Source organism: Mesorhizobium sp. M0923, from assembly GCF_040319365.1.
Lineage (GTDB): Bacteria > Pseudomonadota > Alphaproteobacteria > Rhizobiales > Rhizobiaceae > Mesorhizobium.
Genome location: NZ_JAMYNW010000008.1, coordinates 268,527 through 292,294, shown reverse-complemented (window position 1 = coordinate 292,294; position 23,768 = coordinate 268,527). Strand labels below are relative to the sequence as shown.

General features: G+C 63.0%; 19 protein-coding genes. 12 read left to right on the top strand and 7 right to left on the bottom strand.

Going from position 1 to position 23,768, the window contains the following annotated elements; all coding sequences use genetic code 11:
* Positions 1-689: IS66 family transposase (gene tnpC / locus NKH89_RS16790; protein WP_352909347.1), on the top strand; the 689-nt coding region annotated here is incomplete at its 5' end.
* 233 nt (positions 690-922) lie between these two features.
* Here the strand turns inward: tnpC and NKH89_RS16785 are convergent.
* Positions 923-1,855 carry a lysylphosphatidylglycerol synthase domain-containing protein gene (locus tag NKH89_RS16785; RefSeq protein ID WP_352909345.1) on the bottom strand — a complete coding sequence of 311 codons (933 nt, stop codon included), beginning with the start codon at positions 1,853-1,855 and terminating at the stop codon, positions 923-925.
* Positions 1,856-2,146: 291 nt separating this feature from the next.
* On the opposite strand from NKH89_RS16785, the gene NKH89_RS16780 reads away from it, so the two are divergent.
* Positions 2,147-3,553: a Ppx/GppA phosphatase family protein gene (locus NKH89_RS16780; protein WP_352909344.1), complete on the top strand. Its 1,407-nt coding sequence runs from the start codon at positions 2,147-2,149 to the stop codon at positions 3,551-3,553.
* A 58-nt stretch (positions 3,554-3,611) separates the two neighbouring features.
* Entirely contained in the window at positions 3,612-4,322 is a 711-nt protein-coding gene (locus tag NKH89_RS16775) for an RlmE family RNA methyltransferase (RefSeq protein WP_352587820.1), read from the top strand.
* A gap of 217 nt (positions 4,323-4,539) precedes the next feature.
* Here NKH89_RS16775 and NKH89_RS16770 read toward each other — a convergent pair whose 3' ends face one another.
* Complete coding sequence (locus NKH89_RS16770) at positions 4,540-5,961, bottom strand: MFS transporter (RefSeq protein WP_352587817.1); 1,422 nt, start codon at positions 5,959-5,961, stop codon at positions 4,540-4,542.
* A 296-nt stretch (positions 5,962-6,257) separates the two neighbouring features.
* On the opposite strand from NKH89_RS16770, the gene guaB reads away from it, so the two are divergent.
* The 3 genes from guaB to NKH89_RS16755 are packed head-to-tail and all read left to right on the top strand — an operon-like array spanning position 6,258 to position 8,779.
* A complete protein-coding gene (gene guaB, locus NKH89_RS16765; RefSeq protein WP_023717238.1) occupies positions 6,258-7,760 on the top strand; it encodes an IMP dehydrogenase in 1,503 nt (500 codons plus the stop codon).
* A gap of 31 nt (positions 7,761-7,791) precedes the next feature.
* Entirely contained in the window at positions 7,792-8,331 is a 540-nt protein-coding gene (locus NKH89_RS16760; RefSeq protein WP_352587946.1) for a hypothetical protein, read from the top strand.
* 28 nt (positions 8,332-8,359) lie between these two features.
* Positions 8,360-8,779, top strand: coding sequence for an MAPEG family protein (locus NKH89_RS16755; protein ID WP_352587814.1), 420 nt, complete (start codon positions 8,360-8,362; stop codon positions 8,777-8,779).
* Between the two features lie 12 nt (positions 8,780-8,791).
* Here NKH89_RS16755 and rnd read toward each other — a convergent pair whose 3' ends face one another.
* Entirely contained in the window at positions 8,792-9,943 is a 1,152-nt protein-coding gene (gene rnd / locus NKH89_RS16750; RefSeq protein WP_023717241.1) for a ribonuclease D, read from the bottom strand.
* Positions 9,944-10,000: 57 nt separating this feature from the next.
* A complete protein-coding gene (locus NKH89_RS16745) occupies positions 10,001-11,263 on the bottom strand; it encodes an MFS transporter (protein WP_023717242.1) in 1,263 nt (420 codons plus the stop codon).
* 257 nt (positions 11,264-11,520) lie between these two features.
* On the opposite strand from NKH89_RS16745, the gene NKH89_RS16740 reads away from it, so the two are divergent.
* The 4 genes from NKH89_RS16740 (at position 11,521) to aspS (ending at position 16,577) form a co-directional block, all read left to right on the top strand.
* On the top strand, positions 11,521-12,789 hold the full coding sequence (locus NKH89_RS16740) for an ABC transporter substrate-binding protein (RefSeq protein WP_352495294.1): 1,269 nt from the start codon (positions 11,521-11,523) through the stop codon (positions 12,787-12,789).
* A 68-nt stretch (positions 12,790-12,857) separates the two neighbouring features.
* A complete protein-coding gene (locus tag NKH89_RS16735) occupies positions 12,858-13,730 on the top strand; it encodes a carbohydrate ABC transporter permease (RefSeq protein WP_352495345.1) in 873 nt (290 codons plus the stop codon).
* A gap of 19 nt (positions 13,731-13,749) precedes the next feature.
* Positions 13,750-14,574, top strand: coding sequence for a carbohydrate ABC transporter permease (locus NKH89_RS16730; protein ID WP_352495346.1), 825 nt, complete (start codon positions 13,750-13,752; stop codon positions 14,572-14,574).
* Positions 14,575-14,786: 212 nt separating this feature from the next.
* Positions 14,787-16,577, top strand: a complete 1,791-nt coding sequence (aspS, locus tag NKH89_RS16725) for an aspartate--tRNA ligase (RefSeq protein ID WP_352495347.1) — start codon at positions 14,787-14,789, stop codon at positions 16,575-16,577.
* 80 nt (positions 16,578-16,657) lie between these two features.
* Here the strand turns inward: aspS and NKH89_RS16720 are convergent, their stop codons facing one another.
* Positions 16,658-17,851 (bottom strand): aq_1923 C-terminal domain, encoded by a 1,194-nt coding sequence (locus NKH89_RS16720; RefSeq protein ID WP_023717248.1) that lies wholly within the window; start codon positions 17,849-17,851, stop codon positions 16,658-16,660.
* A 367-nt stretch (positions 17,852-18,218) separates the two neighbouring features.
* Between NKH89_RS16720 and parC the strand changes: the two genes are divergently transcribed.
* Together parC and NKH89_RS16710 are read left to right on the top strand one after the other, a co-directional pair.
* Positions 18,219-20,471: a DNA topoisomerase IV subunit A gene (parC, locus tag NKH89_RS16715; RefSeq protein ID WP_352481243.1), complete on the top strand. Its 2,253-nt coding sequence runs from the start codon at positions 18,219-18,221 to the stop codon at positions 20,469-20,471.
* Positions 20,472-20,774: 303 nt separating this feature from the next.
* Positions 20,775-21,995: an AI-2E family transporter gene (locus tag NKH89_RS16710; protein WP_023717250.1), complete on the top strand. Its 1,221-nt coding sequence runs from the start codon at positions 20,775-20,777 to the stop codon at positions 21,993-21,995.
* Here NKH89_RS16710 and NKH89_RS16705 read toward each other — a convergent pair.
* Positions 21,983-22,879: a DMT family transporter gene (locus NKH89_RS16705; RefSeq protein WP_352909341.1), complete on the bottom strand. Its 897-nt coding sequence runs from the start codon at positions 22,877-22,879 to the stop codon at positions 21,983-21,985. The two genes, NKH89_RS16710 and NKH89_RS16705, sit on opposite strands and share 13 nt — an antisense overlap.
* Before the next feature lie 122 nt (positions 22,880-23,001).
* A complete protein-coding gene (locus tag NKH89_RS16700; RefSeq protein WP_023717252.1) occupies positions 23,002-23,766 on the bottom strand; it encodes an arginyltransferase in 765 nt (254 codons plus the stop codon).
* Positions 23,767-23,768 lie beyond the last annotated feature (2 nt).

The following is a 23,768-nucleotide window of genomic DNA, read 5'->3' as shown; positions in this document are numbered from 1 at the left end:
ACCGCTTCGAGGACAGCCGCGCCGGCGAATGTGTCGCCCGTCATCTGGACGGCTATCGCGGCATCCTGCAAGTCGACGGATACGCCGCCTATAACCGGCTGGCCCGATCCGATCGGGGCAATGACGGCGTGATGCTGGCGGCGTGCTGGTCGCACGTGCGGCGCAAGTTCTACGAACTGCATGCCGCAGGCTCCTCCGTTATCGCCTCGCAGACGGTGGCGCAGATGGCCCCACTGTGGGCCGCCGAGGAGGCCGTACGCGGCCAGGACCCGGCAGTACGGATAACTGCGCGTCAGGAGAAATCCGCCGTCATCGTTGCCGCTCTCTTTGCGCTGTGGGAAAAGGAGCTGCCCAAGTTGTCGGGAAAATCGAAGCCGGCCGAGGCGATCCGCTATGCACTCGGCCGGCGTGCCGCGCTGGAGCGCTTCCTCACTGACGGCCGGATCGAAATCGACTCCAACACCGTCGAGCGCGCCATCCGGCCGCAGACAATTACCCGAAAGAACAGCCTCTTCGCGGGCAGCGACGGCGGCGGACGGACATGGGCCACCATCGCCACCCTGCTGACCACCGCCAAGATGAATCAGGTCGATCCGCACGCCTGGCTCACCCTGACCCTCGAGCGCATTGCCAATGGCTGGCCAAACAGCGATATCGACGCCCTCATGCCATGGAATTACCAGCGCTGAACGGCCTCAGCTGCCCGCTTACATTGCTTCAGATTTGACCTGCCTTACTCCGGCCGCCGTTTGCGCTGCCCCTCACCCTTACCCTCTCCCCGTGAAGAACGGGGAGAGGGGTCGCCAGCGTTGCGGCCAGCCCCTTCTCCCCGTTCCTCACGGGGAGAAGATGCCGGCAGGCAGATGAGGGGCGGCGCCGAGGTCGGCGATTGATCATTTGCCTTAAGCGGTTGCTCTACCCCTCAACTCTCGCTCCGGCTATATTGCGAGTGCTCGAAGAACAGCACCACGCCGAGCGCGATCAGCAGCGGGATGATCAGGTAGAACAGCCGGAACACCAGGAGCGCCGCCAGCACGCCGACCTGGTCCATATGCGACAAGCCGGCGAGGAACACCACCTCGAAGACCCCGAGCCCGCCCGGCGCATGCGAGATCTGCGCGATCGAGAACGACACCAGGAACACGCCGAGCACGACGAAATAGCCGGGATTGCCGGTGGCGGGCAGGGCGAAGAAGATGATCGCCGCCGCCGCCAGCAGCTCGATCGGGCCGACCAGCAATTGCCGCGCCACGATCGGCAGCGCCGGGTAGTGCAGCTGAAAGCTGCCTATCCTCAGCGGCCTCAGATGCAGCCAGCTGCCGAAGACATAGGCCGCCACCACCAGCAGCATGGCAAGGCCGGCCGCCTGCGCCAGCCGGTGATGCGGCGTGCCGGAAAACCGGTCGATCACCTCGGGCTCGAGCAGCAGGACGATGCTTGAGACGAACAGCGTCGACAGCACGAAGGTGATCCAGCAGATCGCCACCAGAACGCCGACATCTTGCCCGGTCAGGCCCTTGGTGCCGTAGGCGCGGTAGCGGATCACCGCACCGGAAAACACCGAGCCGCCGATATTGTGCGACAGCGCGTAGGTGGTGAATGAGCAGAAGGTGACGAACAGCCACGAGACTCGTCTGCCGATGTGCAGAAGCGCGATGTGGTCGTAGCCGGCGAGCGAGGCATAGGCAATGACCGAGCTCAGCGCCGCCAGCACCCAGCCGCGCGCCGGGATGGCGACGATGCCGTCCCAGACGTCGTCGAGCGAGATGCCGCGCAATTCGTGCAGCAACAGCCACAGCGAAAACACCACCGCGGCGATGCCGATAACGGGCCAGAAATAGCGCCTCCAGTTCATGGCGTGAGGATCATGCGTTACAGCCCGTACCCTTTTTCCGGTTCGCAGCAGGAAAACCGCCCGCGGTCCCGAATGGTTCATTTCAGAAATGCCTCATTGAAGCCGGCTATTCAACCGGGAAGGCGCGCCATCATCGGGCCGAGGGCACGGGCGAGACAATGCCGCCGGCAAAATTCGCCGCGAGCACTCTTGGTGATCCGGCCCGGCGCTGATAGTCTGGCGGCAACTTGAACATGTAAATGCGCCTGCTGCGTCCGGTCTCCGGTTCGCGCGGCGCCGGAAGGAACCACAGTGGAAGACCACGAAGCCGGCGCTGGTGCGCCGGAAGTGGGCGTGTCCAGGGGTTCGCCGACGCCGTCCGGCCAGGCAAGCCCATCCACCGGACGCTACGGCCGTCAGGTGCAGCCCCGGTCCGGCAACGGACAGACTGGCGACACGTCCCAGCACCAAAAGGGCCAAGACCAAAAAGGCCCCCATCAGAACGGCAAACCCAAGAAGCGGCGCAAGCGCCGGCGCGGGCGCAAGGTTTTCGCGCGCGACGAAGCTCGTCCGCTGGCGGCCGGCGCTTCGGTGCCCGCCGCCAACGAGACCCCGGCCGCGCCTCCGCCCCAGCCAGCGGCTTACGTGCCTCCGCCCTCAGCCCCGGCAACGTCGCCAAGGCCGGGGCAAGGTGCCCGCACGCCGCCACCGCTGCAGGAGTTGCCGGTGTTTGCCGCGCTCGATCTCGGCACCAACAATTGCCGTCTGCTGGTCGCGGTGCCGACGCGTCATGGCCAGTTCCGCGTCATCGATGCCTTCTCGCGCATCGTCAGGCTGGGCGAAGGCCTTACCGCCAACGGCCGGCTCGGCGAGGCTGCAATGGACCGCGCGGTCGAGGCGCTGAAGATCTGCGGTGACAAATTGCGCAACCGCAAGGTCAGGAAGGCCAGGCTGATCGCCACCGAGGCCTGCCGCACCGCCGCCAACGGCGTCGAGTTCCTCGAGCGCGTCGAGCGCGAGGCCGGCCTGAAGCTCGAGATCATCGACCGCCAGACCGAGGCGCGGCTGGCGGTGTCGGGCTGCGGCTCGCTGGTCGAGCGCGACACGCAAGGCGTCGTGCTGTTCGATATCGGCGGCGGCTCGTCCGAAATCGCGCTGATCGACCTCACCGGCCATCGCTCGCCAAGGCTCGCCAATCACATCGTCTCGTGGACCTCGCTGCCGGTCGGCGTCGTCTCGCTGGCCGAGCGTTTTGGCGGCCGCACGGTAACGCGCGAGATCTTTGGCGCCATGGTCGAGGATGTCGCAATGCGGCTGCGCGCCTTCGACGGGCGCGACCGGCTGAGCCACCTCCTGTCCAGCCCGAAATTCCATTTGCTCGGCACCTCGGGCACGGTGACGACGCTGGCCGGCGTCCATCTCGATCTTGAACGCTACGACCGCCGCCGCGTCGACGGGCTGTGGATGGATCGCGACAGCGTCGACCGCATGGTCGAAAAGCTGGTCGGCTGGGATTTCCAGCAGCGCGTCGCCAATCCTTGCATCGGCGCCGACCGCGCCGACCTGGTTCTGGCCGGCTGCGCCATATTGGAGGCGATACGTGCCGTCTGGCCGTCGGAGCGGCTGCGTGTCGCCGACCGCGGCTTGCGCGAGGGCATATTGAGCGAATTGATGGCCGATGACGGCGTCTGGCGAAACAGCGGGCGGGGCAGAGCATGATCCCGAAAAGTGGCTGCCGGTTTTCGGACAAGATCATGCTCAAACAGGCAATCAAGCAATGACCAAGAAACCGGAAAGACCGAGCTCCGCCGGCATTCGCGTGCTGAAGACGAAGATCAAGAAGAAAAGCGGCTTGAAGGAATCGTCGCGCCGCTGGCTGCAGCGCCACATCAACGATCCCTATGTCCAGCGCTCGAAGGCCGACGGCTATCGCTCGCGCGCCGCCTACAAGCTGATCGAGATCGACGACAAGCACCATTTGCTCAAGCCAGGCATGAAGGTGATCGACCTTGGTGCGGCACCCGGCGGCTGGTGCCAGGTCGCTGCCGCACGTACGAAATCTACCGCGGAACACCCGAACGTCGTCGGCATCGACTATTTGGAGATGGACGCGGTGCCCGGCGCGCCGGTGCTGCTGATGGATTTCCTCGATCCTCAGGCGCCGCAGAAGCTGGCCGAGGCGCTGGGCGGCCAGCCCGACATCGTGCTCTCCGACATGGCCGCACCCACCACCGGCCACAAGCGGACCGACCACATCCGCACCATGTATCTTTGCGAGGTGGCGGCCGATTTCGCGCTGTCGGTACTGAAGCCGGGCGGCCACTTCCTCGCCAAGACCTTTCAGGGCGGCGCCGAAAACGAATTGCTGGCGAGGCTGAAGCGGAATTTCCGCTCGGTCCATCACGTCAAGCCGCCGGCCTCGCGCGATGAGTCGGTGGAGCTGTATTTGTTGGCGAAGGATTTTAAAGGCGGAAACGGCGCGGCGTGAAAATCGCCCTGTAGCGATCCTTCGCGCCCCCCTCTGTCCTGCCGGACATCTCCCCCACGAGGGGGGGAGATTGGCAGCTTCGGCGCGCTGTCTAATCCTGCAACGTTGAACATTGGCGAAAGCCGATGTCACGTCCGATCTCCCCCCACGTGGGGGAGATGTCCGGCAGGACAGAGGGGGGCGCTGTCCCTCCGGCGTCAGTAAGCACGAGCAAAGGTCAACTCCCCGGCGGGCTCACCGGCTCCAGCGTCTTCGGCGGTGTCAGTCGGCCATGTCCCGACACGGCATTGCCGGCGTCCGGCGCCAGCCGCATGAACGACAGCGAGGCTGCCGCCGACACCGCCGCTACGATGAAGAAGGCGGTGTGGAAGTCGCTCAGCGTCAGTGGGCCGCCATGGATCTTGGTCGACACTTCCAGGATGCCGCCGGCCAGCGCCACACCGAGCGCGATTGCCAACTGCTGGAACACCGCGGTGATCGGCGTCGCCTTGCTGGTGTCGGCGGCTGAAATCTCGGCATAGGCAAGCGCGTTGATGCCGGTGAAGAACATCGAACGGATGAAGCCCCCGGCGAGCAGCATGGCGAGGATCAGCCCATAGGGTGTGTCGGGTGTGAACAGGCCGTTGACGGCGATGGACGCGGCCGCGACGAGCGAGCCTGAAATCAGCACACGGCGGAAGCCGGCGACCCTGAAGATCAGGGCAGTGACGAATTTCATGCCTATGGCGCCGATTGCCGAGACGAAGGTGATCATGCCGGACTGGAACGGCGTCAGCCCGAAACCGATCTGGAACATCAGCGGCAAAAGAAAAGGTACGGCACCAATGCCGATGCGGAACAGTCCGCCGCCGAGCACTGACGAGCGGAACACCCGATTGCGAAACAGCTCGAGCGCCAGCAGCGGATTCTTGGCGTGGCGCGCGTGCAGCAGATAAAGCACCGCCGATGCCAGCCCGACGGCAACGGTGATAAAGCCGGCAGCGGGCGGCAGAGCCGGCAGGCTGACCACCGACAGGCCGAACACAATTCCCGATGCCGCCAGCCCGCTCAGCACGAAACCGAAGAAATCGAGCGGCGGCGTCTGCGCGGCGTCCGTCTTCGGCAGGAAACGCGTGGCCAGCCAGATCCCGACCAGGCCGATCGGCACATTGATCAGAAAAATCCAGTGCCAGGTGAAATAGGTCGTGATGAAGCCGCCGACCGGCGGACCGACCAGGGGGCCGACCAGAGCCGGGACGGTCAGCCACGACATAGCGGCGACGAGTTCGCTTTTCGGCGTGGCGCGTACCAGCACCAGGCGTCCGACCGGCGTCATCATGGCGCCGCCAATGCCTTGCAGGAAGCGTGAGACCACGAAAGCCGGCAACGAATTGGACATGGCGCAGGCGACCGAACCGATGATGAACACGGCGATCGCGGCGCGGAAGACATTCTTGGCGCCGAAGCGGTCGGCCATCCAGCCGCTGATCGGAATGAAGATCGCCAGGGATACCAGATAGGCGGTCAGCGCCAGCTTGAGCGCGATCGGGCTGGTGTGGATGTCGATGGCGATCGCCGGCAACGATGTCGCAATGACGGTCGAATCCATGTTTTCCATGAATAGAGCGACCGCCAGAATAAGCGGAATGGTGCGGTTCACGATGGATCCGGCCTTGAAATGTGCGTCGCTATTGCTTGCCGGCCTTGGGGCCAAACCGACACGTAGGGCGGTTATCACGCCTTGGCCCGGATGTCGCATTAATTTGCTGTCACGTTTGTGCGACCGCAAGTCGTGCGCAGCACCTGGGGCAAAATGCATCGTCGCCACTATACAACCATCGGCTTTTCAACGGCGACGGGACGTGTTACGAGCCAGCGCCAATCCTGAAAGGGAAGAAGACGAGTCGGCGCTGTCCATCCAGGGCGAGCGCCTTTCCTGCATTCCGAGGGCTGGCCATGGCAAAAATCATCGAGACGTCCACCGGCGCATTGGCGCTGACCTTTGACGACGTGCTGCTGCAGCCGGGTCATTCCGAGGTCATGCCTGGCGAGACCGACATCCGCACCCGCATCGCCAGCGACATCGACCTCAACGTGCCGATCCTGTCGGCCGCCATGGACACGGTCACCGAGGCGCGGCTTGCCATCGCCATGGCCCAGGCCGGCGGCATCGGCGTCATCCACCGCAATTTCTCGCCGGCCGAACAGGCCGAGCAGGTGCGGCAGGTGAAGAAATTCGAATCCGGCATGGTGGTCAACCCCGTCACCATCGGTCCCGAGGCGACGCTCGCCGATGCGCTGGGTCTGATGCGCACCTACAGCATTTCGGGCATTCCGGTGGTCGAGAACGGCGGCACCGGCGGCCACACGGTCGGCCGGCTGGTCGGCATCCTGACCAACCGCGACGTCCGCTTCGCCTCGGACCCGGCGCAGAAGGTCTATGAGCTGATGACCCGCGAGAACCTGATCACCGTCAAGGAGAACGTCGATCAGGACGAGGCCAAGCGGCTGCTCCATCAGCACCGCATCGAGAAGCTGGTTGTGGTCGATCGGGACGGCAATTGCGTCGGGCTGATCACGGTCAAGGACATCGAGAAGTCGCAGCTCAACCCGCACGCCACCAAGGATGCGCAGGGACGCTTGCGCGCCGCCGCCGCCACCAGCGTCGGCGATGATGGTTTCGAGCGGGCCGAGCGCCTCATCGACGCCGGCGTCGACCTTCTGGTGATCGACACCGCGCACGGTCATTCGCAGCGCGTCCTGGATGCGGTGACGCGGGCCAAGAAGCTTTCCAACTCGGTTCGCATCCTGGCCGGCAACGTCGCCACAGCGGAAGGCACGCTGGCGCTGATCGATGCTGGCGCCGACGCGGTCAAGGTCGGCATCGGGCCGGGCTCCATCTGCACCACCCGCATCGTCGCCGGCGTCGGCGTGCCGCAGCTCTCGGCAATCATGTCGGCGGTCGAGACGGCGCAAAAATCGGGTGTCTCGGTCATTGCAGATGGCGGCATCAAATATTCGGGCGATCTGGCCAAGGCGCTGGCCGCCGGCGCCAGCGCGGCGATGATCGGTTCGTTGCTGGCCGGCACCGACGAGAGCCCGGGCGAGGTCTATCTGCACCAGGGCCGCTCCTTCAAAGCCTATCGCGGCATGGGCTCGGTCGGCGCGATGGCGCGCGGCTCCGCCGATCGCTACTTCCAGGCCGAGGTGCGCGACACGCTGAAACTGGTCCCGGAAGGCATCGAAGGGCAGGTGCCGTACAAAGGACCTGTGTCTGGCGTGCTGCACCAGCTTGCGGGCGGCCTGAAAGCCGCTATGGGTTATGTCGGTGGCCGCGACCTTGCCGATTTCCGCGAGCGCGCCACTTTTGTGCGGATATCCAATGCCGGACTTCGTGAAAGCCACGCCCATGACGTCACGATTACCCGCGAAAGCCCGAATTATCCTGGCGGAGCATGATCGCCATGCGCCTTGGCGCAATCTGGCGGCGATGATCCTGCGGCTGTCGCGCCACGCCGCCGCACTCTGTTTCGCCACCGTGGCGGTTTTCATCATCATGACGGCGATGGAGTTCCTCTATTTTCGCCAATTGAGCGGCGGACTTCCGTCGCTCGACATGCGCTATGCCGGTTTCACCCCGGATGAGGGCATGGCCTGGCTGACGGCGCTCGGCCGGCGTGGCAGCGAGATCATTCTCGTCTGGCATTACCTGACCTTCGACCTGCTGTTTCCGGCGCTGCTGTCGCTGACGATGGTCAGCCTGATCCTGGCAACGGGCCGGCGGCTGAAGAATTTCCGTGCACTGCCTGCGCAAACCCAGTCGATATTCGCAGCTGTGCTGGTGCTGCCCTACACGCTCGCCGATTATGCCCAGAACATCGCCGTGGCTCGTCTTTTGTCCGATTTCCTGTCTGCCAATCCGGATTCGCTATCCTTTGCCTCAGCGCTGATCGTCACCAAATTCGCGCTTCTGGCGGTGCCGGTGATCGTCATTGCGGCTTTCATTCTGATGGCTCAGAAACGGCCTTGAAGGCTGGGTGACAACGACAGGGGGCGTCTTGAACCAGACCGCGATCTTCTGGCCGATGCTGGCGCAGGTGCTGCTGGTCTATATCGTCTATGTCGTAATGGGCCGGCGCCGCCATGGTGCGGTCAGATCGGGCGAAGCCAAGACCGGCCAGTTCAAGACGCGCTCAACGGAGCCTGGTTCCAGCATCACCGTCGCCAACAATCTGAGCAACCAGTTCGAACTGCCGGTGCTTTTCTACGTCTTATGCCTGACGCTGCACGTGACCAATGGCGTCAATTATCTGACCTTGGCGCTGATGTGGATATTTGTCGTCTCACGCTATCTTCACGCATCGGTCCACTTGACCAGCAATCGGCTAATCCTGCGCAGCAGGGCATTCTACGTGGGCGCGGTCGTTCTCGCACTTGGCTGGATATGGCTGGCGCTGCATCTGCTCGGCTTTGTCTGAGCAAGCTCAAGCCTACAAATCGAACACGGCGATCTTGCGCTTGTCGAACCTGATCGCGAGTTCACCGCGCACCAGCCTGAGCGCGGCCTCGCCAAAGACGGCGCGCCGCCAGCCTTGCAATGCCGGCACATCGGCGTCCTCGCCCTCTGCAGCGATGCGATCGATGTCGTCACTGGAGGCGAGTACCTTCGATGCGACACCTTCCTTTTCGGCAACGATCCGCAGCAGCACCTTCAGCAACTCCGCCGCGGCGCTCGACCCCTCCGGCGGCTGGAAGCTCTTCGGCAGCTTCGGCATCTCTTCCCTGGGCAGCGCCAGGGCAGCGTTGACTGCGCCAAGCAGTGCCGTCGCCGTCGACGAGCGCTCCCAGCCCTTCGGCGTGGTACGCAGCTTGCTCAGCGCCGCCGTATCGCGCGGCGCCTGCTGCGCTACTTCGTAGATCGCATCGTCCTTGAGCACCCGGCCGCGGGGCACGTCGCGCTCGCGCGCTTCGCGTTCGCGCCAGGCGGCCACCGCCTGCACGATCGCCAGTTCCTGTGGCTTGCGCAGCCGCATCTTGAGCCGCTTCCAGGCATCCTCGGGATGCGGATCGTAGGTCTCGCGCGAGGTCAGCACGTCCATCTCCTCGTTCAGCCAGTGGGCGCGGTTTTCCCGCACCAACTCGGCGCTGAGGTGCTTGTAGACTTCGATCAGATGGGTGACGTCGGCGAGCGCGTAGTCGAGCTGCTTTTCGGACAGCGGACGATGGCGCCAGTCGGTGAAACGCGACGACTTGTCGAGCCGCGCGCCGGTGATGCGCTGCACCAGCTGGTCGTAGGAGACGCTGTCGCCGAAGCCGCAGACCATCGCCGCGACCTGGGTGTCGAACACCGGATGCGGCACCAGATCGCCGAGATGCACAATGATTTCGATGTCCTGTCGCGCCGCATGGAAGACTTTGACGATCGCCTCGTTGGCCATCAGCCTGAAGAACGGTTTCAGGTCGATGTCGGGCGACAGCGGATCGATCAGCGCCGTCACCCCGGGCGCTGCCATCTGGATCAGGCACAGGATCGGCCAGAAGGTCGTTTCGCGAATGAATTCAGTATCGACGGTGACGAATTCCGCCTTTTCGAAAGCGGCAATAACGGTCTCGAGTTCGTTCTGGGTGGTGATGACGTGCATCAAATCGCTTTTGGCAAGGGATAGGGTCTCTTTCAATTTCAGCCGCGCGCGCTTTCGTCAAGCGCAAGCACCTTTATCGGGCTTTGCGGGTTCATCGGGATCGGCATTCCGCTTCGCCAACCGGGCAAAAACCGTCGATGTGCGCAACAGCGCCGTAAAACGGCTGCGATGGCTCGCCGGCACAGCAGAGCGCGCCCGCATCCGGAAAAGGATGACCGCCACGAAGATCGCATAGACGGTGGCGCTGAACACGAACAGCGCGCTCGGCCCGAAATATTGCATCACCGTCGAGGCTGCGAAGGGGCCGCCAATGGCGCCGAAGGAATAAAACAGCATCAAGGCTGCGTTGATCAGCACAAACTCGCCCTTGTCGGCGCGGTCGTTGGAATGCGCCGCCGACAACGAATAGAGCGGCATGGCAAAGCAGCCGAAGATAAAGACGAGCAGGAAGTTGAGGAACGGGCTGCCGCCTGCCACGAACGCCAGCGCCAGTGCCGCCACCATCGCACAGCACGTCGTCATCAGCAGCACCGAGCGCCGGTCCCAGCGGTCGGAGAGATAGCCAAGCGGATATTGGATGATGGCGCCGCCGAAAATGCCGACGCTGACGAAGGTGACGACGTCGGCGACCGACATGCCGATCTGCTCGGCATAGACCGGCGACAGGGTGCGGAAGGCGCTGTTGGTCACGCCGACGGCGATGCAGCCGAAGCAGCCAAGCGGCGAGATGCGCCAGACGCGTGCCAAATCGAGTTTGACGTCTTCCGGCGGCGTCGGGTTGGAGCGGTCGCCGAGCGAAACCGGCACCAGCGACACGGTGATCATCATCGACATGATGGCGAAGATGGCAAAGCCGCCGGCGCCGAAGATCGGGATCAGGAATTGGGCGCCCGTCACCGAACCGATGTCGACCATGCGGTAAATGGCAAGCACCCGCGCCCGGTCGGTGTTGGTGACGCCGGAATTCAGCCAGGCTTCCATGATGGTGAACAGGCCGGCAAAGCAGAACCCGCCGGCAAAGCGCACGGCGCACCACATCACCGGATCGATGACCAGCACCAGCAGCAGCGTTCCCGCCGAGGCGATCGCCGCCAGCGCGGAAAAGGCGCGCACATGGCCGACGGACTTCATGATGCGGGTGACGGCAAGGCAGCCGAGCAAAAAGCCGGCGAAATAGAACGTGCCCATCAGGCCGATAGAGGAAGCGGGAAAACCCTCCTGCGCACCACGCAGCGCAATCAAAGTGCTCTGCAGGCCGTTGCCGCCGAGCAGGATGCCGGCGGCGATCAGGAGCGGGATCAGCGGGCGGATGGAGGACATGAAGGAAAGCCTGTCGTTGATCCTTCTTGAACCATCGCCTTCGCCAATGCCAGCGGCAATTCCCGGAGGCGTTGGGGCCAGCCGGGGGCTGCCGCTTCGCGCCGGACGTTCCGTGTTGGGAACTCAAGGCGTATCTTTGTAGTTCAGTGCTGGTGGGCGAATGCGCGTCTTGTGAGCTGCGGGTGTGCTGAGGACGGTGTCGGGCATCGACGTCCGTTTCTGCTGCTGCCTGAAGTTCCAAAGGGAGATCCGACATCATGAAGTTTCGTTCCGCATTCGCTGGATTTGCCGTGGCCGCAGTTCTGGCGGCCGGGCCGGCGCGGGCTGTCGACCTCGCCATGGTGTCGGGCGATACCGGCAACGGCCAGAGAATCCTTCGCGAGATCCTCGATCAATACGAGAAGAAGACCGGCAACAAGGTTAGCGTGGTTCCGGTGCCGCCCTCGGGGACCGACCAGTTTAGTCAATACAGGCTGTGGCTTGCCGCTGGAAACAGCGACGTTGACGTCTATCAGACGGACGTCATTTGGGCCCCCCAGCTTGCAAAGCAGCTCGTCGACCTGACCGCGGCGACCAAGGATGTCGTCGGCGCTCATTTCCCATCGATCATCAAATCGCAGACCGTCGACGGCAAGCTCGTCGCCTTGCCGATATTCACCGACGCTCCGGCGCTCTACTACCGCAAGGATCTCCTCGACAAATACGGCGCCAAGGTCCCGACCAGCTGGGCCGAGCTTGCCGATACTGCCAAGCTTGTCATGGACAAGGAACGCGAGGGCGGCAACAAGGACATGTGGGGCTTCGTTTTCCAGGGCAACGCCTATGAGGGACTGACCTGCGATGCACTCGAATGGGTGAAGTCGAACGGCGGTGGTCAGATCATCGAGCCGGACGGCACGATCTCCATCAATAATCCGCAAGCAGCCGCGGCGCTGGAAATGGCGAGGAGCTGGGTGGGAACCATCTCGCCTCCCGGCATTCTGGCCTATCAGGAAGAAGAGTCGCGCGGTGTCTGGCAGACCGGCAACGCCGTCTTCATGCGCAACTGGCCCTACGCCTATGCGCTTGGCAACAGCGAAAGCTCCCCCATCAAAGGCAAGTTCGAAGTGACGACGCTGCCGTCCGGGTCGGGTGAGGGCGCCCGCCCGGCAGCAACGCTTGGCGGCTGGAATCTTGCGGTTTCCAAATATTCGAAGAACCCGGCCGCAGCCGTCGAGCTGGTCAAATGGATCGCTTCGCCTCAGATGCAGAAGTACCGCGCCTTGAAGGGGGCATATCTGCCGACCATTCAGGCGCTCTATGACGATGCCGACATCGCCAGCGCCCAGCCGGTTATCCCGCGCTGGAAGGAAGTTGTCCTCAACGCGGTGCCGCGTCCCTCGGCCCAGGCCAAGACCAGGTACAATGAGGCATCGAGCGAGTTCTGGACCGCCGTCCACAACACCATGTCCGGCGAGGGCACGGCCGCCGACAACCTTGCCGATCTGGAGTTCTCCTTGACCAGGCTCAAGGGCACCGCCTGGTGACCTCGCCGCGCTCAGGCTCGCTGCTGGCGCGTCAGCGTGTGCGCTCGGCATGGCTGCTGCTTGCCCCGATGCTCATCGTGCTCGCCGCCGTTGCCGGCTGGCCGTTGATGCGCACGATCTATTTCGGCTTCACCGATGCCTCGCTCGCCGACCTCGAAGCCCGTCGCTGGGTTGGCTTCGCCAATTATTTCTCCATCCTGCAAATGCCGAGCGGCCGCGTCATCTATGACGGGCTGCTCGCCGATCCGGTCTGGTGGCGCGCCGTCTGGAATACGGTGCGCTTCGCGGTGATTTCGGTAACCTGCGAGACGGTGCTCGGCATGATCGTCGCGCTGGTGCTCAACACCAAGTTTCGCGGCCGCGGCATCGTGCGCGCCGCGATACTAATCCCTTGGGCCATTCCGACGATCGTCTCGGCGAAAATGTGGCAGTGGATGCTCAACGACCAGTTCGGCATCATCAACGACGTCCTTCTCAAGCTCGGCCTGATCGGCACCAAGATCGCCTGGACGGCTAGCGCCGACACGGCCATGGTCGCCATCCTCATTGTCGACATCTGGAAGGCGACCCCGTTCATGGCGCTTCTCATTCTCGCCGGCCTCCAGATGCTTCCACAAGAAATCTACGAGGTCGCCAAGCTCGACGGCGTCGGCGCGTGGAAAGTTTTCTGGAAGATCACCTTGCCGCTCATCCGGCCGGCGTTGATGGTGGCCATGATCTTCCGCGGTCTCGATGCGCTGCGCATCTTCGACCTGATCTACGTGCTCACGCCAAACAATATCCACACCAAGTCGATGTCGGTGTTTGCCCGCGAGAGCCTGTTTGAGTTCGACAAGTTTGCCTACGGCTCCGCCGCCTCGACGCTGCTCTTCCTCATCCTCGCTTTGCTGACCATGCTCGTTCTGTGGCTCGGCCGGATAAGACTGGACAAGGACTATTGATCATGTGGGGCTGCTGACCATGTGGATCGTCAAGCGCACGGCTTTCTACCTCCTCGTCGCCGTTATCGTCGTCGTCGCGGTATTCCCGTTTTACTACGCCATCGTCACCAGCCTGAAATCCGGGACGGCGCTCTTCCAGATCGACTATTGGCCGAAGACGATCACCTTCAGCAATTACAAGACCGTTTTCACCGAAGGGACCTTCCTGCGCAACCTCGTGAACTCGCTGTTCATCTCGAGCGCCGTTGTCGTCATTTCGCTGTTCCTCGGCGTCACCGCCGCCTATGCCCTGGCGCGCATCCGCTTCCGCGGCCGCTCGGCTCTGCTCCTCATTATCCTGTCCGTCTCGATGTTCCCGCAATTGGCGGTGCTTGCCGGTCTGTTCGAGCTGATCCGGGCCTTCGGCCTCTACAATTCGCCGTTCGCGCTGATCTTGTCCTATATGATCTTCACCTTGCCGTTCACCGTCTGGGTGCTCACCGCCTTCGTTCGCGACCTGCCGATCGAGCTGGAGGAAGCGGCGATCCTCGACGGCGCCACGCCCTGGATCATCATCAGCCGCGTTTTCCTGCCGCTGATGTGGCCGGCGCTGGCGACCACCGGGCTTCTCGCCTTCATCGGTGCGTGGAACGAATTTCTGTTCGCGCTTACGTTTACCTCCAACAACGAGCAGCGAACCGTGCCGGTCGCCATTGCGCTGCTCTCCGGCAGCTCGCAGTTCGAGATCCCGTGGGGCAACATCATGGCCGCATCGGTGATCGTCACCGTGCCGCTCGTCATCCTCGTCCTGATCTTCCAGCGCAAGATCATCTCCGGCCTCACCGCAGGCGGGGTCAAGGGATGAGGTGCATAATTGAACTGCTGGACAGAGCAGCGAACTCGGATTAACGCCTCTGGCATAAATTGATGCCGGTGGGACAGGGGCGGGAAGAACGCGAACTCGTCCCGGGCGCCGCTTGCCTTGACAAATGCACACTCTCATGTGCTTTTCGCGCAAATTTTCAGGCCGGGCCATCGTGCTTTGGCCGCAACCAACATCCGGACCTAGCAATGACAATGCATCGTTACCGCAGCCATACCTGTGCCCAGTTGAGAAAGAGCGACGTCGGCTCCGCCGTTCGCCTGTCGGGCTGGGTGCATCGCGTGCGCGACCATGGCGGCCTGCTGTTCATCGATTTGCGCGACCATTACGGCCTGACCCAGATCGTCGCCGATCCGGATTCGCCCGCCTTCAAGATTGCCGAGACCCTGCGCGGCGAATGGGTCGTCCGCGTCGACGGCGAGGTCAAGGCGCGCCTCGCCGACACCGTGAACCCTAATTTGCCGACCGGCGAGATCGAGATTTTCGCGCGCGAGATCGAGGTTCTGTCGGCGGCCAGGGAATTGCCGCTGCCGGTCTTCGGCGAGCCGGATTATCCGGAGGACATCCGCCTCAAATACCGCTTTCTCGATCTGCGGCGCGACACGCTGCACAAGAACATCGTCGCGCGGACGAAAATCATCGCCGAGATGCGCAAGCTGATGGGCGAGGTCGGCTTCACCGAATTCTCGACGCCGATCCTGACCGCCTCGTCGCCGGAAGGGGCGCGCGACTTTCTGGTGCCGTCGCGCATTCACCCCGGCACTTTCTACGCGCTGCCGCAGGCCCCCCAGCAGTACAAGCAGCTGATCATGGTGTCCGGCTTCGACCGCTATTTCCAGATTGCGCCGTGCTTTCGCGACGAGGACCCGCGCGCCGACCGTCTGCCGGGTGAATTCTACCAGCTCGACGTTGAGATGAGCTTCGTCGAGCAGGAGGACGTGTTCACCACCATGGAGCCGGTGATGCGGGGCGTGTTCGAGACCTTTGCCGCCGGCAAGCCGGTGACGCAGAAGTTTCCGCGCATCGCCTATGATGTCGCCATGCGCAAATACGGCACCGACAAGCCGGACCTGCGCAACCCGATCGAGATGCAAGCCGTCTCCGATCATTTTCGCGATTCCGGCTTCAAGGTATTTGCCAACATCCTTGCCAACGATCCGAAGGCCGAGGTCTGGGCCATTCCGGCCAAGACCGGCGGTTCGCGCGCCTTCTGCGACCGCATGAACTCATGGGCGCAAGGCGAGGGCCAGCCCGGGCTGGGCTACATCTTCTGGCGCAAGGAGGGCGAGAAGCTCGAAGGCGCCGGGCCGCTGGCCAAGAACATCGGCGAGGAGCGCACGGAGGCGATCCGCCAACAACTCGGCCTTGCCGATGGCGATGCCGCTTTCTTCGTCGCCGGCGACCCGAAGAAATTCGTCTCCTTCGCGGGTGCGGCGCGCACCCGCGCCGGCGAGGAGCTCAACCTTGTCGACCGTGATCGCTTCGAATTGTGCTGGATCGTCGACTTCCCGTTCTTCGAATGGAACGAGGAGGAGAAGAAGATCGACTTCGCGCACAATCCGTTCTCGATGCCGCAAGGTGGCATCGATGCGCTTAACGGCGAGGATCTGCTCGGCATCAAGGCGTTCCAGTACGACATGGTCTGCAACGGTTTCGAGATCGCCTCAGGCGGCATTCGCAACCATCTGCCGGAAACCATGGTCAAGGCGTTCGAAACGGTCGGGCTGGACCGCGCAACCGTCGAGGAACGCTTCGGCGGCCTTTACCGTGCCTTCCAGTATGGCGCGCCGCCGCATGGCGGCATGGCGGCCGGCATCGACCGTGTCGTCATGCTTCTGGTCGGTGCCAGGAACCTGCGCGAAGTGACCATGTTCCCGATGAACCAGCAGGCCTACGACCTGTTGATGAACGCCCCGTCGGAAGCCAGTCCGCAGCAGCTTCGCGAATTGTCGCTGCGCGTCGTGGCAACGAAGAAAGAGGTTTAGGAAACGCTCCGAACCGGTCCTGTGGATTCATAAAAAAGCCCGGCATCGCTGCCGGGCTTTTTGCTTGAAGGCTGTCTCGGTCAGTCTTCGTTCGCGGTAACCGTCACGCCAAGCGTTTTCGGCAGGTCGAGCGGGTTGGACATGGCGCCCGCCATGATCAGCGCGAACGGCACCGCTGCCGGCGGCTCGGCCGAGACCTCGATGCTCTGCGGATCGTCGAGGAACTTGTTGACCGCGGCCGAAACCTGCGCCGTCAGTTCCGGATTGTTGAGCTGCGCCATGCCGAATGGCACGATCGCCTTGGCCTGGTTGGCAATGTCCTTGCCGGACATGCCTTGCTGCTTGCCGGCATAATCGAGCACCTTCTTGGTCAGCGAATCGTCGTCGAAGCGGATCGAGGCGCTGTTGAACGATAGCTGCTGCAGCAGCCCGAGCATGGCCATGCCTTGCGCCGAATTGTCGGCGCCTTCAGGCTGAGCTGCCATCTTCTTCTGCATCTCCTGCATCGATTTGATGACATCCAGCGTGTAGCCGCCGAGATTGAAGGTCATACCGAATGTGCCGGCATTGTCGACCGAAATTTCGTATTTCGACAAATCCATCTTGCCGTCGGTAGGCTGCCAGGTGCCTTCCATCTCAAGATTGCCCGATATGTTCTGGTAGCCGAGTGCGTTGATGACTTCCTTGGACTTCGGATCTTCGACCAGCGTCAGGTCGGCAGTGAACTTTTCCGTGGTGCCGGAGAACGCCATGGCCTTGCCGTCGGCCGGCGGCGTGATTGCGATGGCAAGCCCGTCCATCGAGAAGGCAGGCTTGTCGGCGACCTTGACGGTCATGTTTTCGAGCTCGGCCGATTTGTACATCATCAGCGAGCCCAGCGGACCGCTTGCGCCTTCGGCCGGAACCGTCATGTCGTGGATGACGAAGGGGCTGAGATTGAGCGTGACGCCATCTTCGCTGTGTTCGAACGGCGAAGTCGATACGGTCGCGATTTGATAGCCGCCATTGGCTTCGGTCACGCCTTCGAGCTTGACGTCGCCGATCTTGAGCGCCTCCTTTTCGGCCGCCGGTCTGACCGCTACGCCTTGCAGAACCATGCTGGAGGTGTCGCCGGTTACTCCGGTCCAGGAGAGGTCGACGCCCTGGGCGGCGAGGGCAGCCTTCAGCCGGTCGGCGACCGCGGTATCCTGCGCGAACGCCGCATTCAGCGGCAGCGTCAGCAAAAAGGTCGAAAAAGCCAGTCTTTTAATAAGTGTCGAGTGTCTGATCGTCATCGAGAGCTCCCCTGAGAGTGTCCTGAAATTCTTTTCAATTCGTCGCGTCGTCACCATTCAGCGACGAACTGGACCGGAAAAAGGCGGGCCTCGGCACAATGGTCGAAAATCGCGGCCAAAGGCAAACCCGATCCATCAGGCTTGCGATAGAAGCCGGATGTAACGGATTGATGTTGGCCGGCGTCGCGACGCTTCCAATTCCTGTTGCACAATGCAGGTCGCGCAAAAGTGTGCAGCGGTTTTGCGCGACATGGATCAAAACAAGGACCTAAAGCGCGCGCATAAGGCCGGTCGAACGCGACGCGCTTTAGGAGGACGTATGCCGGCGCCTCTTGCCGCGAATCACCCGCTCGGCTAGTGCCAGCCCATGGGAAAAAGGCTTTTGCCGCCTGAAACTGGCGGCGGCGACAATATCGAGCCGGTCGATCTGAAGAAGGCGCTGGAAGAGCGCTATCTCGCCTACGCGCTGTCGACCATCATGCACCGGGCGCTGCCGGACGTGCGCGACGGGTTGAAGCCGGTGCATCGCCGCATAATGCATGCCATGCGCTTGTTGCGGCTCAACCCCGACCAGGGCTTTGCCAAATGCGCCCGCATCGTCGGCGAGGTGATGGGCAAGTTCCATCCACATGGCGACCAGTCGATCTACGACGCATTGGTGCGGTTGGCGCAGGATTTTTCGATGCGCTACCCGCTGGTCGACGGGCAGGGCAATTTCGGCAATATCGACGGCGATAACGCCGCCGCCATGCGCTACACCGAAGCGCGCATGACCGACGTGTCGACGCTGCTGCTGGAAGGCATCACCGAGGACGCGGTCGATTTCCGCCCGACCTACAACGAGGAAGACGAGGAGCCGGCCGTGCTGCCCGGCGCCTTCCCGAACCTGCTTGCCAACGGCTCGTCCGGCATCGCCGTCGGCATGGCGACCTCGATCCCGCCGCACAATGCGGCCGAGCTTTGCGACGCCGCGCTTCACCTGATCGATCATCCGGATGCGCCCGTCACCAAGCTGATGGACTTCGTGCAAGGTCCGGATTTCCCGACCGGCGGCATCATCGTCGACAGCCGAGCCTCGATCCTCGAAGCCTACGAAACGGGTCGCGGCGGCTTTCGCGTCAGGGCGAAATGGAGCCAGGAGGACCAGGGCAGGGGCACCTGGAACATAGTCGTCACCGAGATCCCCTACGGCGTCCAGAAGGCCAGGCTGATCGAAAAGATCGCCGAGCTCTTGATTGCGCGCAAGCTTCCGTTGCTCGAGGATATCCGCGACGAGAGCGCCGAGGACATCCGCGTCGTGCTGGTGCCGAAGAGCCGCTCGGTCGATCCCGGCATCATGATGGAATCGCTGTTCAAGCTGACCGAGCTCGAAAGCCGCTTTCCGCTCAACATGAACGTGTTGTCGCGCGGCAAGGTGCCGAACGTGCTGCCGCTGAAAGGCGTGCTCAAGGAGTGGCTTGAGCACCGCCGCGACGTCTTGATCCGCCGCTCCAAGCACCGTCTCGGCGAGATCGAGAGGCGGCTGGAGATCCTCGCCGGCTATCTGATCGCCTACCTCAACATCGACGAGGTGATCAGGATCATCCGCGAGGAGGACGAGCCCAAGCAGGTGATGATGGCCCGCTGGTCACTCACCGACACCCAGGCCGAAGCCATCCTCAACATGCGGCTGAGGGCGCTGCGCAAGCTCGAGGAATTCGAGATTCGTGAGGAATTCAACGGCCTGACCGGCGAGAAGAAGCAGATCGAGGCGCTACTTGCGTCCGACGCCAAGCAGTGGGCGACGATCAAGTGGGAAGTCGCCAATGTTCGCCAGAAATATGGGCCCGAGACCGAGATCGGCAAGCGCCGGACCGAGTTCGCAGATGCACCCGAACATGACCTGACCGATATCGCCCACGCCATGATCGAGCGCGAGCCGGTCACCGTCGTCGTATCGGAAAAGGGCTGGCTGAGGGCCATGAAAGGTCATCTGACCGATCACTCGGCCCTGACCTTCAAGGAAGGCGACAGCCTCAAGCTCGCCTTCCATGCCCAGACGACCGACAAGGTGCTGGTCTTCACCACCGGCGGCAAGTTCTACACGATCGGCGCCGACCGGCTGCCGGGTGGGCGTGGCCATGGTGAGCCGATCCGCATCATCGTCGACATGGACAACGACCAGGATATCGTCACCGCCTTCGTCCATGATCCCAAGCGCAAGCTGCTGCTGGTTTCGCATGACGGCAACGGTTTCATCGTGCAGGAAGAGGAGGTCGTCGCCAACACCCGCAAGGGCAAGCAGGTGATGAATGTCAAGGCGCCCGACGAGGCCCAGCGCTGCGTGACTGTCGCCGGCGACCATCTCGCCATTGTCGGCGAGAACCGCAAGATGCTGGTGTTCCCGCTGGCCGAGATCCCGGAGATGGGACGCGGCAAGGGCGTGCGCCTGCAGAAATACAAGGATGGCGGTGTCCTCGACCTCAAGACCTTCACGCTCGCAAGCGGTCTGTCCTGGCAGGATTCGGCAGATCGCACCTTCACCAAATCGCGTGACGAGCTTGCCGAATGGATCGGCGCCCGCGCCTCGGCCGGCCGCATGGTGCCAAAGGGCTTTCCGCGCACGGGCAAGTTCGGGTAGGCGCGCGAAGGAGCATGACCTTTCGGGGGGCGGTCAGGCGAGGTGGTGAAAGGGAATTCGTGTTTTCGTGCCCGGCGGCGCATTTTGTTCTTGCTTTGTGCTGGCAGCTATGCTACTAATTTCGCTATGGTGCTGATTCGCACCGACGACCCGCCTGCCAAGGCGGGTTTTTTGTTTCGGGCTCCTTTCGACCAAATTGGAATGCCGTCACGATTGCTGCACTATATCAGTGCATAAGCTTCGCCATGGGAAATCGCGGGGATAACGCATCTGGACGACACGGGGCGTTGGGGAGGTAGTCGCTTGAAGGAAGTCAGGATACAGAAGCCGGAGCGGCAGCAGCGCCTGTTTGGCCTGTCGACGCCGCTCAGGGCCGCTGTCATTCCGCCGCTGTCGGCGGCGCGCTGGCTCCTGGTGCTGATCGTCGCCGCCGGCGTTTATTTCTTCCACGGCTTCCTATTCCCGGTCCTTGCCGCCCTGGTGATCGCTTTCGCCAGCTGGCCGCTCTATCGGCGGCTGCTCGCCGGCGTCGGCGGCAACCGCACGATCGCCGCGACCCTTGCGATCCTGTTCATCCTGACCTTCCTGGTGGTGCCGATCGCGCTTGCCGGCACCTATGCCATCAACGAGGTGCGCGAATGGGTCGGCTGGGCGATCGAGACCAACCGCTACGGCGCGCCGACGCCGCACTGGATCGCCACGCTGCCTGTGGTAGGCGAATGGCTCAATGAACAATGGACGGTCAACGTTGGCCATCCAGGCGGTATCGGCGAACTGATCCAGCTGATCAGCGGCGCCAATATCGGCAGCATCTATCGCGGCGTGCTTGCCGCCGGCGGCAGCGCCTTCGGCCTTTTGCTGACGCTGCTGTTCATGATGATCGCGCTGTTCTTCGCCTATCGCGACGGCGAGCATTTCGCCGGGCAGGTCGATCGCCTCGGCGAACGCATCCTGCCGGCCAGATGGGAACGGATCTCACGCGTGGTGCCGGCGACGATCTCCTCGACCGTCACCGGCATGACGGTTATCGCCATCGGCGAAGGGCTGGTGCTGGGCATCGCTTACTGGTTGGCCGGCGTGCCGTCGCCGGTGACGCTCGGCGCACTGACCGGCATCATGGCGCTGATCCCCGGCGGCGCGCCGCTGTCGTTCACGCTGGTCTCGATTTATCTCGCCGCCAGCGGCTCGCCGATGGCCGGCCTGGCGCTGTTCATCTGGGGCGCCGTCGAACTCTTCGTCGTCGACAAGACATTGCGCCCGAAGCTGGTTGGCGGGCCGATAAAGCTGCCCTTCCTGCCGACTTTCTTCGGCCTGATCGGCGGCGTCAAGACAATGGGCTTTCTCGGCCTGTTCATCGGCCCGGTGCTGATGGCCCTGCTGGTCGCGATCTGGCGCGAATGGCTGCGCGAGGTGGAGCTGACCGATGAACTCGCTGCCGCCGAACCGGCGGAGCAGGAAGATGCACCGCCGCAGATCGAAATTGTCGCCGAACGCGCCGCCGCGAAAAAGAATCAGGCCGGGTGACTGACGGCGAGCCTGGCGCGGCGCTTACGCCCCTCGTGCAACTGCCAGAGCGAATGGCCGATCAAGGTGACGATGAGGATCGTGCCGCCGATCAGGCTGTTGCGCGACGGGGTCTCGGCGAAGATCATCCACACCCAGACCGGCGCCAGCACGGTTTCTAACAGGTAGAACATCGCCACTTCCGGCCCGGAAATGTATTTCGGACCGTTGGCGAGGCAGAAGAACGAGATCGGCATGATGACGGCGCCGTTGAAGACGATCCACCACGGTGCGTTGACGTGAAAACCCACCTTGGAAACCATCAGGGCGGCGATGGCCAGTGGCAGCACGACTCCGATCAGCGCGGTGAAGCCCATATCCTTGCCGCTGGCGCGGGAGATGGTGATGGCCGCGGCGATCATGAAGGCGGAGCATAGTGCCATCAGGTCGCCGAAGAGATGCCCGGTTCCGACGGAATCACCGACAATCATCACGACGCCGGCGATCATCAATGCCAACGCTGCGACCGTCAGGGGCTGTGGCCTCTCCTTCAGGAATAGCCACGACAAAAGGGCCGCGAACATGGTGGTGAAGGCCAGGATGAAAACGAGGTTGGCGGTCGAGGTGTTGTAGACGCCAGTGATGAAGGCGATCGAGCCGAGTCCGTAGAGGGCGGCAACGATGAGCCCTGACCAGCCCGGGATAAGCTGCGGTGCCTTTGCGCTCAGCGAGCGCCAGATGGCCCAGATGACGAGCGTGGCCACGAAGGTCGTGCCGGTGCGCAAGAGCAGGATCGTCCATGCCTCGCCGTCGGCGAGCCGGATCAGCGGAATGTCGACGGTCAGCGTCAACCCGCCGATGGTGGTGATCAGAAGGCCTCTCTGGTGGTCGTTGTGGGAAGACATGCAGCAATTCTCGCGATAGGCTTGGAGGCGCAAAATTGACCCGCCCGGTCTTCCGCCGATCGGCCGGAAGCCCAGCGGCATCCTCCTCGAAACAATTTAAGGGTGAATACCGAAAGCGGAAATCAGCGCGAAACCGCTTCGTGATTGTAGCGTTCCCAGCCTTTCGGGCCGAGATGCTCCTGCGGCTGGAAGCGCATCTTATAATTCATCTTGCGCGAGCCGTTGACCCAGTAGCCCAGGTAGACATGGGGCAGCCCCATCGCCCTGGCGCGGGCGATGTGGTCGAGGATCATGAAGGTGCCGAGGGAACGGTCCTCGAAGTCCGGGTTGAAGTAGGAATAGACCATCGACAGGCCATCGGCCATCTTGTCGGTGAGGGCCACGGCGATCAGTTCGCCCTGGCCCTTGCCGGTGATGAAGCTATCAGGTCCGCGGCGACGGTATTCGATGACCTTGGTGTCGACATGGGTATCCTCGACCATCATGGCGTAGTCGAGCACGGTCATGTCGGACATGCCGCCACGGCGGTGGCGGGCGTCGAGATAGCTGCGGAACAGCGAATACTGCTCGGTGGAGGGTTCGGCGTCGTGCATGGCGCCGACCAGATCCGAATTATGCTGTATGACGCGTTTCATGTTGCGGCTGGCGGTGAATTCCTGCGCCAGGATGCGCACCGACACGCAGGCGCGGCAGGTCTCGCAGGCCGGCCTGTAGGCGATGTTCTGCGACCGCCTGAAACCGCCCTGCGTCAACAGATCGTTCATCTCGGGGGCCTTGTCGCCGACCAGGTGAGTGAACACCTTGCGCTCGAACTGCCCCTCGAGATAGGGACACGGCGAGGGCGCGGTCAGAAAGAACTGTGGCGACTGGGTCGGGTGCTGCGTCATCG

Coding starts and splice junctions, on each gene's coding strand:
- NKH89_RS16785 (WP_352909345.1), bottom strand. CDS start 1,855: ATGAACTGGAGGCGCTATTTCTGGCCCGTTATCGGCATCGCCGCGGTG.
- NKH89_RS16775 (WP_352587820.1), top strand. CDS start 3,612: ATGACCAAGAAACCGGAAAGACCGAGCTCCGCCGGCATTCGCGTGCTG.
- guaB (WP_023717238.1), top strand. CDS start 6,258: ATGGCAAAAATCATCGAGACGTCCACCGGCGCATTGGCGCTGACCTTT.
- NKH89_RS16760 (WP_352587946.1), top strand. CDS start 7,792: ATGATCCTGCGGCTGTCGCGCCACGCCGCCGCACTCTGTTTCGCCACC.
- rnd (WP_023717241.1), bottom strand. CDS start 9,943: ATGCACGTCATCACCACCCAGAACGAACTCGAGACCGTTATTGCCGCT.
- NKH89_RS16745 (WP_023717242.1), bottom strand. CDS start 11,263: ATGTCCTCCATCCGCCCGCTGATCCCGCTCCTGATCGCCGCCGGCATC.
- NKH89_RS16740 (WP_352495294.1), top strand. CDS start 11,521: ATGAAGTTTCGTTCCGCATTCGCTGGATTTGCCGTGGCCGCAGTTCTG.
- NKH89_RS16735 (WP_352495345.1), top strand. CDS start 12,858: ATGCTCATCGTGCTCGCCGCCGTTGCCGGCTGGCCGTTGATGCGCACG.
- NKH89_RS16730 (WP_352495346.1), top strand. CDS start 13,750: ATGTGGATCGTCAAGCGCACGGCTTTCTACCTCCTCGTCGCCGTTATC.
- aspS (WP_352495347.1), top strand. CDS start 14,787: ATGCATCGTTACCGCAGCCATACCTGTGCCCAGTTGAGAAAGAGCGAC.
- NKH89_RS16720 (WP_023717248.1), bottom strand. CDS start 17,851: ATGACGATCAGACACTCGACACTTATTAAAAGACTGGCTTTTTCGACC.
- parC (WP_352481243.1), top strand. CDS start 18,219: ATGGGAAAAAGGCTTTTGCCGCCTGAAACTGGCGGCGGCGACAATATC.
- NKH89_RS16705 (WP_352909341.1), bottom strand. CDS start 22,879: ATGTCTTCCCACAACGACCACCAGAGAGGCCTTCTGATCACCACCATC.
- NKH89_RS16700 (WP_023717252.1), bottom strand. CDS start 23,766: ATGACGCAGCACCCGACCCAGTCGCCACAGTTCTTTCTGACCGCGCCC.